Origin of the sequence: Rhizobium aouanii, from assembly GCF_037002925.1 — a bacterium.
GTDB classification, from domain to species: Bacteria; Pseudomonadota; Alphaproteobacteria; order Rhizobiales; family Rhizobiaceae; genus Rhizobium; species Rhizobium aouanii.
Genome location: NZ_JBAMYD010000011.1, coordinates 61552 through 76161, shown reverse-complemented (window position 1 = coordinate 76161; position 14610 = coordinate 61552). Strand labels below are relative to the sequence as shown.

Genomic DNA, 14610 nt, shown 5'->3' with positions numbered 1-14610 from the left:
GGGAACCCTGGGGTAAAGACGGAGAAACAAGACAATGGCAGTCAGTGCGAACCGGCTCGAACTTCTGCAGATCGCAGATGCAGTGGCGCGCGAAAAGGTCATCGACCGCGAGATCGTGCTGGCCGCAATGGCCGATGCCATCCAGAAGGCGGCACGCTCCCGTTACGGCACCGAGTCCAACATCCGGGCCGACATCAATCCGAAGACCGGCGAAATCCGCCTGCAGCGCCTGCTCGAAGTCGTCGAGAAGGCCGAAGATTATTCGACGCAGATCCCGCTGGAACTAGCCCGCGACCGCAACCCGGACGCCGCACTCGGCGATTTCATCGCCGATCCGCTGCCGCCGATGGATTTCGGCCGCATCGCCGCACAGTCGGCCAAGCAGGTGATCGTGCAGAAGGTGCGTGAAGCCGAGCGCGACCGCCAGTTCGACGAATTCAAGGATCGCGTCGGCGAAATCGTCAACGGTACCGTCAAGCGCGTCGAATACGGCAATGTCATCGTCGATCTTGGCCGTGGCGAAGGCATCATCCGCCGCGACGAAATGATCCCGCGCGAAAACGTCCGCTATGGCGATCGCGTCCGTGCCTATGTCTATGATGTCCGTCGCGAGCAGCGCGGCCCGCAGATCTTCCTGTCGCGCACGCATCCGCAATTCATGGTGAAGCTCTTCACCATGGAAGTGCCGGAGATCTACGACGGCATCATCCAGGTGAAGTCGGTTGCCCGCGATCCGGGTTCACGCGCCAAGATCGCCGTGATCTCCAACGACAGCTCGATCGATCCGGTCGGCGCCTGCGTCGGTATGCGCGGCTCACGCGTTCAGGCCGTCGTCGGCGAGCTCCAGGGCGAGAAGATCGACATCATTCCGTGGAGCCAAGATCCGGCGACCTTCGTCGTCAACGCCCTGCAGCCGGCCGAAGTCGCCAAGGTCGTTCTCGACGAGGATGCCGAGCGTATCGAAGTCGTCGTTCCCGACGAGCAGCTGTCGCTTGCCATCGGCCGCCGCGGCCAGAACGTCCGCCTCGCTTCGCAGCTGACCGGCTGGGATATCGACATCATGACGGAGGCCGAGGAATCGGAACGCCGCCAGAAGGAATTCAACGAGCGCACCAACCTGTTCATGGATTCGCTCGATGTCGACGAGATGGTCGGCCAGGTTCTGGCTTCGGAAGGTTTTGCCGCGGTCGAAGAACTGGCTTATGTCGATCTCGATGAAATCTCGTCGATCGACGGTTTCGACGAGGAGACGGCGCAGGAAATCCAGCAGCGCGCCCGCGAATTCCTCGAGCGTCTCGAAGCCGAGATGGACGAGAAGCGCAAGGCGCTCGGTGTTCAGGACGAACTGCGTGAGATCAACGGCATGACCGCCCAGATGATGGTGGCGCTCGGCGAAGACGGCATCAAGACGATCGAGGACTTTGCCGGCTGCGCTGCCGACGATCTCGTCGGCTGGTCGGAGCGCAAGAACGGCGAAACGAAGAAGTTCGAGGGTCTGTTCTCGAAGTTCGACGTCTCGCGCGTCGAAGCAGAACAGATGATCGTCCAGGCCCGCCTTTCGGCTGGCTGGATCACGCAAGAGGACCTGGCAAAGGGGACCGAAGAAGAGGTCACCGAAGCCGAACAAGAAGCATGATGACCGCGCATGAACCGGACGCTCCTCTCGAGGACGACGATCTTGCAGGTTATGACGTGAACGGACGCATGTGCATCGTGACGCGCGAAAGCGGATCGCCGGAAGAGCTGATCCGCTTCGTCGCCGCTCCCGATGGAACAGTTGTCGCCGATCTGAAGCGCGAGCTTCCGGGACGCGGATGCTGGGTGAAGATCGACCGGTCGCTGGTCGACAGGGCGGTGGCGAAGAAGCTCTTCGCCCGCGCGCTGAAGATGGATGTGAAGGCGGCGGACGATCTCGGCGCGAGTGTCGATCGGCTGCTCGCGGCGCAATTGATGCAGATGATGAACATGGCGCGGAAAGCCGGCCAGTTCGTCAGCGGGTCCTCGAAAGTGGATGCCGCGGTCAGAAGCGGAGCAGCCCTTGCGGTGTTCCACGCGACCGGTGCAGCGGACGACGGCGTCCGGAAAATCGACCAGGCCCGCAAGGCCTGGCACCTCGGAATGGAGACCGAGGAGGAGATACCTTCCTTCCGTCTCTTCTCGGAGAGCGAAATGGAAGGCCTGATGGGCCAGAATGCTTTTATCCATGCCGCAGTGCTTGCAGGGCAGGCGGGTGAAGGTGTAGTGAAGCGCGCAAAGATGCTCGAACAGTACCGTATTGGCGGTCAGTCCCGGGCAGCGGGCGGCGCTGGCCGGCAAAAACAATGAGGCGGTCACCGGCATCGGCCGGTCCCATCCTCATTGATCGACAGTATTGAACGACAGGGTCTGATCTAGTCATCGCTCCCTGTCCGAAGGAACGGGAACGAATGACCGATAGTAACGACGACAAGACAATCAGCGTAGCGGGCAAAAAGACACTCACCCTGAAACCATCGGGGATGAGCCAGGGCACCGTTCGCCAGGATATGGGTCGAGGTCGCACCAAGGCGGTCGTCGTCGAGACCCGTAAGCGGCGCCCGATGCGCCCGGAAGACGAAAAGCCGATCACACCCGTCGCTCCGCCGGCCCCCGTGCGCGCAGCCGAACCGGCGCCCGCACCCGTGCAGGCGCGTCCGCAGCAGCCGACGCCGGCTCCGCGGGTTCAGCAGGGCAACAACAACCAGACGAACCAGCGTCCGTCGCAGCAGTCTCACCAGGCGCCGCGCCAGAACGATCGTCCGCGCCCGGTGGTGCTGAACCATCTGTCGCCGGAAGAGATGGACGCCCGCCGCCGCGCGCTTGCCGACTCCCAGGCGCGTGACGCCCAGGATGCGATCCGCCGCGCCGAGGAAGAAAAGCTCCGTGCCGCCGAAGAGGTGATCCGCAAGGCAGCCGAAGCGGAAGAAGCTGCCCGCAGGGCCGCTGAAGAGGCCATCCGGCAGGCTGAGGCACCGGCTGTCGCTGAACCCGCAGCCGCAGAGCCGGCTCCGGCCGAAGCACGCACCGACGCGGCACGGCCGCAGCAGCCCGCATCGTCGGCACCGGCCGCACGCCGGCCCGACGCGGCTGCAGCACCTGTTGCCCGTCCGGCACCCGGTGCTGCCGTCCCTGGGGCCATTCGCGGCCGTCGCGACGAAAAGGAAGAAGACGATCGTGGCGCAGCGCGCGGCGGTCCGGTCCGTGGCCGCGTCGTTCGCCCGGAACCCGCAAAGCCGGTCACGACTCGTCCGAAGACGGATGAAGAGCGCCGCCGCGGCAAGTTGACGATCACCACCGCCAACGTCGACGGCGAGGATAATGCCCGCGGCCGTTCGCTCTCGGCGATGCGTCGCCGGCAGGAGAAGTTCCGCCGCGGTCAGATGCAGGAAACCCGCGAGAAGATCTCTCGCGAGGTGGTTCTGCCCGAGACCATCACCATTCAGGAACTGTCGCAGCGCATGTCCGAACGCGCCGTCGACGTCATCAAGTACCTGATGAAGGAAGGCCAGATGATGAAGCCGGGCGACGTCATCGACGCCGACCTTGCCGAAATCATCGCCGGCGAATTCGGCCATACGGTCAGGCGCGTGTCGGAATCCGACGTCGAACTCGGCATCTTCAACGTGTCCGACGACGATGGCGAACTGGTTTCGCGCCCGCCCGTCGTTACCATCATGGGCCATGTCGACCACGGCAAGACCTCGCTGCTCGACGCCATCCGCCATGCCAACGTGGTCTCCGGCGAAGCCGGTGGCATCACCCAGCATATCGGCGCCTATCAGGTGGAGCAGAACGGTCAGAAGATCACCTTCATCGATACGCCCGGCCACGCCGCCTTCACGGCAATGCGTGCCCGCGGTGCGCAGGCGACCGATATCGCGATCCTGGTCGTCGCAGCCGACGACAGCGTGATGCCGCAGACGATCGAATCGATCAACCACGCCAAGGCGGCTGGTGTTCCGATCATCGTGGCGATCAACAAGGTCGACAAGCACGAGGCTGATCCGCAGAAGGTCCGCAACCAGCTGCTGCAGCACGAAGTCTTCGTGGAATCCATGGGCGGCGAAGTGCTTGACGTCGAGGTTTCGGCCAAGACCGGCAAGAACCTCGACAAGCTGCTCGAGGCGATCCTGCTGCAGGCCGAAATTCTCGATCTCAAGGCCAATGCGAACCGGACCGCCGAAGGCACGGTCATCGAAGCCCAGCTCGATCGTGGCCGTGGTTCGGTCGCGACCGTGCTCGTCCAGAAGGGCACGCTGCGTCCCGGTCAGATCATCGTCGCCGGCGACGTCTGGGGCCGCGTGCGCGCTCTCGTCACCGACAAGGGCGACCATGTGAAGGAAGCAGGTCCGGCAACGCCGGTCGAGGTTCTCGGTCTTTCCGGCACGCCGCAGGCCGGCGACAAGTTCGCCGTCGTCGAAAGCGAAAGCCGCGCCCGCGAAATCTCGGAATATCGTCAGCGTCTGGCCCGCGACAAGGCGGCTGCCCGCCAGTCGGGACAGCGCGGTTCGCTGGAACAGATGATGATGCAGCGCCAGAGCGTCGGCATCAAGGAGTTCCCGCTGGTCATCAAGGGTGACGTGCAGGGCTCGATCGAAGCGATCGCCGGCGCGCTGGAGAAGCTCGGCACCGACGAAGTCCGCGCCCGCATCGTCCATTCGGGCGCCGGCGGCATCACCGAGTCGGATATCTCGCTCGCCGAAGCCTCGAACGCGGCCATCATCGGCTTCAACGTTCGTGCGAATACGCAGGCACGCCAGTTCGCCGAGCGCGAAGGCATCGAAATCCGCTACTACAACATCATCTACGACCTCGTGGATGACGTGAAGGCAGCAATGTCGGGCCTTCTGTCTCCGGAGCGACGCGAAACCTTCATCGGCAATGCAGAGATCCTCGAGGTGTTCAACATCACCAAGGTCGGCAAGGTCGCAGGTTGCCGTGTCGTCGAAGGCAAGGTCGAACGTGGTGCGGGCGTCCGCCTCATCCGCAACGACGTCGTCGTTCACGAAGGCAAGCTCAAGACGCTCAAGCGCTTCAAGGACGAAGTGTCCGAAGTGCCGATGGGTCAGGAATGCGGCATGGCCTTCGAAAACTACGAAGACATGCGCGCCGGCGATGTCATCGAGTGCTTCCGCGTCGAACATATCACGCGCACGCTCTAAACGGCTGCGCCTGAGCTTTCCGAAAGCCATCCGCCAGCCGGCGGATGGCTTTTGGGCATCTGCCGACTTGACCTTTTCGACCAAAAGAGTCATGGACGCTCTCCTTTGACGGGTTCGATTCCCAGCCGCATCGGCAAATAGAGATAACAATGACCAGAGCAACTTCTTCCGCGCCTTCGCAGCGCATGCTGCGCGTTGGCGAACAGGTTCGCGCCGCGATCACCCAGGTGCTGCAGCGGGGCGAAGTACGCGACGACGTCATCGAAGCGACCGTGATCTCGATCTCGGAAGTGCGCATGTCGCCGGACCTCAAGATCGCCACCGCCTATGTGACGCCGCTCGGCGTTTCCGACCACAGCATCGTCATCGAGGCGTTGAACCGCAATGCGAGGTTCATCCGCGGCCGGCTCGGGCAGCAGCTTCGGCAGATGAAATACATGCCGGAGGTGCGCTTCCGCGACGATACCAGTTTCGACAACTACAAGAAGATCGACGAGCTGCTGCGTTCGCCCGAGGTGAGCCGCGACCTCGACGGCGATAATGACGAACAATAAACAGAAGAGACGCATGTCCAAACCACGCAAACCCAAGGGCCGGCCGATTTCGGGCTGGCTCATCCTCGACAAGCCGGTGGATTTCGGCTCGACGGAAGCCGTTTCCAAGATCAAGTGGCTCTATAAGGCCGAGAAGGCCGGTCATGCCGGCACGCTCGATCCGCTCGCCTCCGGCATGCTGCCGATCGCGCTCGGCGACGCGACGAAGACCGTTCCCTACGTGATGGACGGCCGCAAGATCTATAAATTCACGGTGAGCTGGGGCGAGGAGCGCGCGACGGACGATCTCGAGGGCGCGGTGACCAAGAGTTCGGACAAACGCCCGAGCGAACAGCAGATCCGCGATATTCTGCCTGGATATATCGGCACGATCAGCCAGGTGCCGCCGCAGTTTTCCGCGATCAAGATATCAGGTGAACGTGCCTATGATCTGGCGCGCGAAGGCGAAACCGTCGAAATCCCCTCGCGTGAGGTCGATATCTTCCGGCTGACCTTGCTCGCCTGCCCGGACGCCGATCGCGCGCATTTCGAAGTGGAATGCGGCAAGGGCACCTATGTCAGGGCGCTGGCGCGCGATTTCGGCCGCGAGCTCGGCTGCTACGGCCATGTGTCCGGGCTGCGGCGCACCTTCGTCGCGCCTTTCGCGGAAGAGGCCATGGTGCCGCTCGCGGATCTCGTGGCACTGGAAGCGATCGAGGATATGGACGAGCGTCTGGCGGCCCTCGACGCGCTGCTGATCGACACCTGCGAAGCGCTGTCCTCCCTGCCCCATCTCGTCATCAACGACGACCAGGCGCACCGGCTGAAGATGGGCAACCCGATCCTGGTGCGTGGCCGCGATGCGCCGGTTGCCGAAAGCGAAGCCTATGCGACGGCCCGCGGCAAGCTGATCGCGATCGGCGAGATCGGCCAGGGTGAGTTCCGCCCGAAGCGGGTTTTCGCCTGAGCCTATCTTGCTTTCCGACAACGACAGCGATTGTCAGCCGGTAGCGATGCGATATCTTCCCTGTCGGGCCATGGGGGCCTGACAGAGGGAAAGATTATGCGCGGAACTGCTATCGGAATTCTGACGTTCTTTTCGATGTTTCTCGCCGCCGCCGGCGCTCGATCCGCCGAGCGATGGGCCGAGCTTCCGGCCTTTCCTTCGATGCCGGTGGCAAAGACGAGCGGCATGGCCGATGTGAACGACATCAAGATGTATTACGCCGAATACGGCGAAGGCGACCCCATCCTGTTCATTCATGGCGGTCTTGGAAATGCCGACGTCTGGGGTCACCAGGTCGCCGATTTTGCCAAGGATCATCTGGTCATCGTTGCCGACAGCCGCGGACATGGGCGCTCGACGCGCAGCCAGCAGCCCTTCGGTTACGACCTGATGACGTCTGATTACGTCGCCCTTCTCGACTATCTGAAGATCGACAAGGCGACGCTGGTCGGGTGGTCGGATGGCGGCATCATCGGCATCGACATGGCGATGAAACATCCGGATAAGCTGACGCGCGTCATTGCCCAGGCAGCCAACGTCACGACGGACGGCGTCAAGGCTGACGTGATGAACAACAAGACCTTCAACGACTATATCAACGTCGCCGGCGAATATTACCGGAAACTGTCGCCGACGCCGAACGAATACGACGCCTTCGTCACCCAGATCTCCGAAATGTGGGCGACCCAGCCGGCCTGGACGGCAGCGGATCTTGGAAAGATCGCGGTGCCGGTCACGCTCGCCATCGGCGACCATGACGAGGCGGTGAAGCTCGACCATACGGAGATGATGGCAAAAGACATTCCGGGCGCCAAGCTCGTGATCCTGAAAGACGCCAGCCATTTCGCCATGCTGCAGGATCCGACGGGTTACGATGCGATGATCCGGGACGCCATGGCGGGCCGCTGAAAACCGCTGCGGGAGCTCCCCTCTTTCCATTGCTGCTTATTTGGTTTATAGGCAGCGCCAGCGTCAGGTTTGCCTGCTCGCATTCACGGCCAAAGCTGGACGACATCCCGGCTTTTGGCGACTTTATCTCCTCCTCTTAGAAAGGATAACCCGATGTCGATCACTGCTGAGCGCAAGTCTGCGCTGATCAAGGAATATGCGACCGTTGAAGGCGATACCGGTTCTCCGGAAGTCCAGGTCGCGATCCTGACAGAACGCATCAATAACCTGACCGAACACTTCAAGGACCACAAGAAGGATAACCATTCCCGCCGTGGCCTGTTGACGATGGTTTCGAGCCGCCGCTCGCTTCTTGATTATCTCAAGAAGAAGGATGAAGGCCGCTATTCCAAGCTGATCACCAGCCTGGGTATCCGCCGCTAAGATTGTCCGGCGGGCGCTTTCCGAGCGCCCGCCGGCTCTGTTTCGGGACACGGCTCCCGATGAAATGTTCCAGCCGCGCCCTATCTTTTAGCGGTGGAAAGACCGGCAGACCCGGATGGGCCGGTTCTGCCAAACCAACCGTTGACCTGTCATGGGGCAGGATTGCCGGATGCTTTCGGCCAAGGCTTGTCAATGAGCTTTGGCCCGGTTTCTCAGGAATGCCTGATGAAACCGAGGATGGAAAGCCTCCCGTTGTCTTGCCCGTGATACGTCACATTGATTGCGGTCGACTGTGCGCTGCGCCTTGATATCGGCGATGGCGCGTGCTCCCGCATTGAAGGACAAGACATGTTTGATACACACACAGTGGAAATCGAGTGGGCTGGCCGCCCGCTGAAACTCGAAACCGGCAAGATCGCCCGTCAGGCCGACGGCGCCGTTCTCGCCACCTACGGCGAAACCGTCGTTCTCGCCACCGTCGTTTCGGCCAAGGCGCCGAAGGCCGGCCAGGACTTCTTTCCGCTCACCGTCAACTACCAGGAAAAGACCTATGCCGCCGGCAAGATCCCCGGCGGCTATTTCAAGCGCGAAGGCCGTCCGAGCGAAAAGGAAACCCTGGTTTCCCGCCTGATCGACCGCCCGATCCGCCCGCTCTTCCCTGAGGGCTACAAGAACGACACGCAGGTTGTCGTTACCGTTATCCAGCATGACCTCGAAAACGATCCCGACGTGCTGTCGATGGTCGCTACCTCCGCAGCGCTGACGCTGTCCGGCGTTCCCTTCATGGGCCCGGTCGGCGGTGCGCGCGTTGGCTACATCAACGGCGAATACGTTCTCAACCCGCATCTCGACGAGATGGACGAATCGAGCCTCGACCTCGTCGTCGCCGGCACCTACGACGCCGTGCTGATGGTGGAATCCGAAGCCAAGGAACTCAACGAAGACGTCATGCTCGGCGCCGTCATGTTCGGCCACAAGGGCTTCCAACCGGTTCTCGACGCGATCATCAAGCTCGCCGAAGTGGCCGCCAAGGAGCCGCGCGATTTCCAGCCGGCAGACTACTCCGCTCTCGAAAACGAGATGCTCGGCCTTGCCGAAGGTGAACTTCGCGAAGCCTACAAGATCACCCAGAAGGCTGATCGCTACGCCGCCGTCGACGCCGTCAAGGCGAAGGTGAAGGCGCACTTCCTCCCCGAGGAAGGCGAAGCCCGGTACACGGCCGAAGAAGTCGGCGCGATCTTCAAGCATCTGCAGGCGAAGATCGTCCGCTGGAACATCCTCGACACCAAGAGCCGCATCGACGGCCGCAACCTCGAAACCGTTCGTCCGATCGTTTCGGAAGTCGGTCTTCTGCCGCGCACCCACGGATCGGCGCTGTTCACCCGGGGCGAAACCCAGGCGATCGTGGTTGCCACCCTCGGCACCGGCGAAGACGAGCAGTATGTCGACAGCCTAACGGGCATGTACAAGGAGCGCTTCCTGCTCCATTACAACTTCCCTCCCTACTCGGTTGGCGAGACCGGCCGCATGGGCTCCCCGGGTCGCCGCGAAATCGGCCACGGCAAGCTCGCATGGCGCGCGATCCGTCCGATGCTGCCGACGCCTGAGCAGTTCCCCTACACGCTGCGCGTCGTCTCCGAGATCACCGAGTCGAATGGCTCGTCCTCGATGGCGACCGTCTGCGGTACCTCACTCGCTCTGATGGACGCCGGCGTTCCGCTGGCAAAGCCGGTTGCCGGTATCGCCATGGGTCTGATCCTGGAAGGCGATCGTTTCGCTGTCCTCTCCGATATTCTCGGTGACGAAGACCACCTCGGCGATATGGACTTCAAGGTCGCCGGTACCGCCGACGGCATCACCTCGCTGCAGATGGACATCAAGATCACCGGTATCACCGAAGAGATCATGAAGGTCGCCCTTGGCCAGGCCCAGGGCGGTCGCGTCCATATCCTCGGTGAAATGTCCAAGGCCATCACCGAAAGCCGCGGCCAGCTCGGCGAATTCGCTCCGCGCATCGAAGTCATGAACATCCCGGTCGACAAGATCCGTGAAGTCATCGGCTCCGGCGGCAAGGTCATTCGCGAAATCGTCGAAAAGACCGGCGCGAAGATCAACATCGAGGATGACGGCACCGTCAAGATCGCTTCGTCCTCCGGCAAGGAGATCGAAGCGGCCCGCAAGTGGATCCACTCGATCGTCGCCGAGCCTGAGATCGGCCAGGTCTACGAAGGCACGGTCGTCAAGACCGCCGACTTCGGCGCCTTCGTCAACTTCTTCGGCGCCCGTGACGGCCTCGTCCACATCTCGCAGCTCGCTTCCGAGCGTGTCGCCAAGACCCAGGACGTCGTCAAGGAAGGCGACAAGGTCTGGGTCAAGCTGCTCGGCTTCGACGAACGCGGCAAGGTTCGCCTGTCGATGAAGGTCGTCGACCAGGCCACCGGCCAGGAAATCCCGAACGAGAAGAAGAAGGAAGAAGCGGCCGAATAAGCCGCCTTCCAGATTCAATACCGGGCGCGGGAATGCTTCCGCGCCCTTTTTTGTATCTTAAAGCGCGGCGCGATCTTTCCGATCGTTGCCGCACTTCAGGTCTTTGGTTTTGCGCATGTCGTGCTCGCAAAACCGCTGAACACTTTGCGCGACTTAAGACGAGACGAGACCATGAGCAGCGAGACGCTGAAGACCCTGTTCCATCCCTTTGCCAGCGGCACAGTCGCGGCGCCCGGCGAGGGCGAGCGCGTGCTCTTCCTCGGCGCCGAGGCAGGCTTTGCGCTGCCGGAAGGCTTTGCCGCCTCGCTCAGCGCCGTCCAGGGCTTTCGGCCGCTCTATCGGCAGCTGCTGGCCCAGCGGATCGATGCGAAGCCGGAGATCGACGGCGAGGATTACGATGCGGCTCTGGTGCTCTGCACCAAGCACAAGGGCGAGAACGAAGCCAATCTTGCTGCCGCTATCGCCCGTACGCGGCTCGGCGCCCTGATCGTCGTTGCCGGCGCCAAGGAAGACGGCATCCAGCCGCTGCGCAAGCGGATGGAAGGTTTCAATCTCGCCGTCGACCATATGCCGAAATATCACGGCGTCGCCTTCTGGTTCGGCCGGCCGGCGGATGCAGACGAGATCATCTCCAAGCTGGCAAAGGCGCCGGTACGCGTCGACGGTCGTTTCCACGCCACCGCCGGCATGTTCTCACATGACCGCATCGATGCCGGATCGGAGCTGCTGGCCTCGCGCCTGCCTGAGGATTTCACCGGCGACGTGGCGGATTTCGGTGCCGGATGGGGCTATCTCTCCGTCGAGATGGCGCGGAGGTCGCGTGGACTGACGCGCCTCGACCTCTACGAGGCCAACCACGCGGCTCTGGAGGCTTCCAGGGATAATCTGGCTCAGAACTGCCTGAACGCGCCTGCGCGCTTCTTCTGGCACGATCTGGCGGGTGAGCCGGTCAAAGATAAATACGATCTCGTCATCATGAACCCGCCCTTCCATGAGGGGCACGCGGCCGAGCCGGCGCTCGGCCAGGCAATGATCAAGACTGCCGCATCCGCCCTTCGCGGCGGCGGCCGCCTGATGCTCGTCGCCAATCGCGGCCTGCCTTACGAGCCGGTGCTGGCGGCGAATTTCAGAGAAAGCGGCGAAACCTGCCGTAACGCCCGCTTCAAGGTTCTCTGGGCGAAGAAATAGGGCTTATGCAGCCTCGATTTCCTTGCGTGCGGCACTCGCAAGGAAAGCTGAACGGGTCAGGCCGCGCTCTTTCGCGGCTCTGTCAATCGCATCCAGCATGCCTTTGTCGAAGGTGACATTGGCTCGAACGGTGCGTGTCGTATCTTCGATAAATGGAATACGCGTCAAAAAGGCACCAGCGGCCAGCTGCTCGCGGATGTCCTGCCGGGAACTGATCTCATCGTATGAGGACGGCATCGGCAGGGTTTCATCTTCTGCCCAGAGGCGAAGCGCTTCGATGGCGTTTGCAATCAGATCCTCCTCCTCATCGGCGGCGGAGAATACCGACGGCAGATCTGGAAAGCTGATCCCGAAAGCGCTGCCCTTGTCCTTGTGCACGATGGCAATAAAATATTTCATGATTTGTCACTCGCATTCCATCCGGCCTGTTTCGCTATCTCTACAGCGCCGCGCGTCTTTTCAGACGCGCAAAAGGACGCTGTAGCACTTTGAATTGCTGCATAATTTTATCCTTAAATCGATTCCGATTTAAGGAATTAGGCAGAGCGCCGTGCCGATCGGCAGATCCTTCTTCGGGTGCGGAACGATGACGGTCTGATTGCCTCTTCGAAGCTTGTGGTGCGAGCCTTTGATCGAAACGACTTCGAAGCCTTCCCGCTTCAGCCTGGCAATAATCTTCTGACTGTTTCGCTCCACGGACCGCCCCAATCCTTTTCCGATATAACTCTTCTGAACAAAAACGACAAGGCCATACGCATTATAATGCGTATGGCCTTGTAGAAACATCAGGCAGATCTTATTCGACGTCCGCTTTGCGTAGCGTTTCCAGCGTCGGCATGGAGGTGACGTTGAAGCCGGCGTCGACGAAGTGGATTTCGCCGGTGACGCCGGAGGAAAGGTCGGAGAGCAGGTAGAGCGCCGAGCTGCCGACCTGATCGATGGTCACGGTCTTGCGCAGCGGCGCATTGCGCTGGTTCCAGGAAAGGATCGCGCGCGCATCGGAGATGCCGGCGCCGGCAAGCGTGCGGATCGGGCCGGCGGAAATGGCATTGACGCGGATGCCGCGCGGGCCGTAATCGGCAGCGAGATAGCGCACCGAAGCCTCGAGCGCTGCCTTGGCGACGCCCATGACGTTGTAGTTCGGGATGACGCGCGTCGAGCCATTATAGGTCAGCGTCAGCATCGCACCACCATCTTCCATCAACGGAGCGCAGCGCTTGGCGATCTCGGTGAAGGAGAAACAGGAAATGACCATGGTGCGGCTGAAATTCTCACGCGTCGTGTCGGCGTAGAGACCCTTCAGCTCGTTCTTGTCGGAAAAGCCGATGGCATGGACGATGAAATCGAGCTTGCCCCAGCGCTCGCTTATCGCGTCGACGACGGCATCGACCGAGGCGATGTCCTCGACGTCGCAGGGCAGGACGAAATCCGAGCTGACCTCGGCAGCAAGCGGCCTGACGCGCTTGCCGAGCGCATCGCCCTGATAGGTGAAGGCGAGTTCCGAACCCTGTGCGGCGAGAGCTTTTGAAATCCCCCAGGCGATCGAGTGGTTGTTGGCGACGCCCATGACGAGCCCGCGCTTACCCTGCATGATTCCCGTCATATTATTATTATCCGTTATAGCGCTGGAAGACGAGCGTAGCGTTGGTGCCGCCGAAGCCGAAGGAATTGGAGAGGGCAATGTCGATCTTCGCGTCGTCGATACGCTTGCGCACGATCGGCACGCCTTCGAATTCGGGATCAAGCTCGGTGATATGGGCGCTTTCGCCGATGAAGCCTTGCTGCATCATCAGCAGGGAATAGATCGATTCCTGTACGCCGGCAGCGCCAAGTGAATGGCCGGTCAGCGACTTGGTCGACTGGATATGCGGGATCTTCGAGCCGAATACTTCGCGGATGGCGCCGATTTCCTTGCTGTCGCCGACCGGCGTCGACGTGCCGTGGGTGTTGACGTAGTCGACATCGCCTTTGACGGTGGCGAGCGCCTGGCGCATGCAGCGGATAGCGCCTTCGCCCGAGGGGGCGACCATGTCGTATCCATCAGAGGTCGCACCGTAGCCGACGATTTCGGCGTAGATCTTGGCACCGCGGGCCTTGGCGCGCTCCAGCTCCTCGAGCACCAGCACGCCGGCGCCGCCGGCGATGACGAAACCATCGCGGTTGATGTCATAGGCGCGCGAGGCGCTGTCCGGCGTGTCGTTGTACTTAGAGGACATGGCGCCCATGGCGTCGAAGAGGTTGGACATCGTCCAGTCGAGATCCTCATGGCCGCCGGCGAACATCACGTCCTGCTTGCCCCACTGGATCATCTCGGCGGCGTTGCCGATGCAATGCGCCGAGGTCGAGCAGGCCGACGAGATGGAATAATTGACGCCGTGGATCTTGAACCAGGTGGCGAGCGTGGCCGATGCGGTCGAGGACATCGCCTTCGGCACGGCGAAGGGGCCGATGCGCTTCGGGCTGTTGTTCTTGACGGTGATCTCGGCAGCTTCGATCAGGGTGCGGGTGGAGGGACCGCCGGAGCCCATGATGATGCCGGTACGCTCGTTCTGAGCGTAGTCTTTCTCTTCCAGGCCGGAATCGGCAAGTGCCTGCTTCATGGCGACATGGTTCCAGGCGCCGCCCTGCGACAGGAAACGCATGGCGCGGCGGTCGACCAGTTCGGCAAGTTCTGCCGAACCGAGCTTCGGACTGCCCCAGACCTGGCACTTGAACCCATGTTCGGCGAAATCGCTCGAAAAGGAGATACCCGACTTTGCCTGCCGCAAGGATTCGGTGACTTCGGCCGCGTCGTTTCCGATCGAGGACACGACACCCAGACCTGTGACAACTACCCGTCTCATCTGATCAAACCTTTGTTGTTTTCGTCAGCCGCTCGAAATGC

The 14610-nt window shown here is 61.8% G+C and carries 13 protein-coding genes; 9 read left to right on the top strand and 4 right to left on the bottom strand.

The features are described 5' to 3' along the window. The first annotated feature begins 34 nt into the window (after nt 1-34). From nusA to V8P77_RS19755, 9 genes are all read left to right on the top strand, one after another. Nucleotides 35-1636, top strand: a complete 1602-nt coding sequence (gene nusA / locus V8P77_RS19795) for a transcription termination factor NusA (protein WP_003555785.1) — start codon at nt 35-37, stop codon at nt 1634-1636. Further along, nucleotides 1633-2325, top strand: a complete 693-nt coding sequence (locus tag V8P77_RS19790; protein WP_335913898.1) for an RNA-binding protein — start codon at nt 1633-1635, stop codon at nt 2323-2325. The genes nusA and V8P77_RS19790 overlap by 4 nt, the downstream gene beginning before the upstream one ends. 101 nt (nt 2326-2426) lie before the next feature. Then, a complete protein-coding gene (infB, locus tag V8P77_RS19785; protein WP_335913897.1) occupies nt 2427-5180 on the top strand; it encodes a translation initiation factor IF-2 in 2754 nt (917 codons plus the stop codon). Between the two features lie 149 nt (nt 5181-5329). Then, the gene (gene rbfA, locus V8P77_RS19780; RefSeq protein WP_017966457.1) at nt 5330-5734 is read left to right on the top strand and encodes a 30S ribosome-binding factor RbfA; all 405 of its coding nucleotides are present in this window, start codon (nt 5330-5332) and stop codon (nt 5732-5734) included. 13 nt (nt 5735-5747) lie between these two features. Further along, nucleotides 5748-6680, top strand: a complete 933-nt coding sequence (truB, locus tag V8P77_RS19775) for a tRNA pseudouridine(55) synthase TruB (protein ID WP_335913896.1) — start codon at nt 5748-5750, stop codon at nt 6678-6680. Nucleotides 6681-6776: 96 nt separating this feature from the next. Then, nucleotides 6777-7628: an alpha/beta fold hydrolase gene (locus tag V8P77_RS19770; protein WP_335913895.1), complete on the top strand. Its 852-nt coding sequence runs from the start codon at nt 6777-6779 to the stop codon at nt 7626-7628. Between the two features lie 153 nt (nt 7629-7781). Further along, on the top strand, nt 7782-8051 hold the full coding sequence (rpsO, locus tag V8P77_RS19765) for a 30S ribosomal protein S15 (RefSeq protein ID WP_003544317.1): 270 nt from the start codon (nt 7782-7784) through the stop codon (nt 8049-8051). A 348-nt stretch (nt 8052-8399) separates the two neighbouring features. Beyond that, nucleotides 8400-10538, top strand: a complete 2139-nt coding sequence (gene pnp, locus V8P77_RS19760) for a polyribonucleotide nucleotidyltransferase (protein WP_027669094.1) — start codon at nt 8400-8402, stop codon at nt 10536-10538. Nucleotides 10539-10709: 171 nt separating this feature from the next. After that, the gene (locus V8P77_RS19755; RefSeq protein WP_335913894.1) at nt 10710-11726 is read left to right on the top strand and encodes a class I SAM-dependent methyltransferase; all 1017 of its coding nucleotides are present in this window, start codon (nt 10710-10712) and stop codon (nt 11724-11726) included. A gap of 3 nt (nt 11727-11729) precedes the next feature. Here the strand turns inward: V8P77_RS19755 and V8P77_RS19750 are convergent, their stop codons facing one another. From V8P77_RS19750 to fabB, 4 genes are all read right to left on the bottom strand, one after another. Then, nucleotides 11730-12125, bottom strand: a complete 396-nt coding sequence (locus tag V8P77_RS19750) for a type II toxin-antitoxin system HicB family antitoxin (RefSeq protein ID WP_163878774.1) — start codon at nt 12123-12125, stop codon at nt 11730-11732. A gap of 129 nt (nt 12126-12254) precedes the next feature. Continuing rightward, nucleotides 12255-12422, bottom strand: coding sequence for a type II toxin-antitoxin system HicA family toxin (locus tag V8P77_RS19745; protein WP_335913893.1), 168 nt, complete (start codon nt 12420-12422; stop codon nt 12255-12257). A 100-nt stretch (nt 12423-12522) separates the two neighbouring features. Beyond that, a complete protein-coding gene (gene fabI, locus V8P77_RS19740) occupies nt 12523-13329 on the bottom strand; it encodes an enoyl-ACP reductase FabI (protein ID WP_335913892.1) in 807 nt (268 codons plus the stop codon). Nucleotides 13330-13336: 7 nt separating this feature from the next. After that, complete coding sequence (gene fabB / locus V8P77_RS19735) at nt 13337-14569, bottom strand: beta-ketoacyl-ACP synthase I (RefSeq protein WP_168349151.1); 1233 nt, start codon at nt 14567-14569, stop codon at nt 13337-13339. Between the last annotated feature and the right edge of the window lie 41 nt (nt 14570-14610).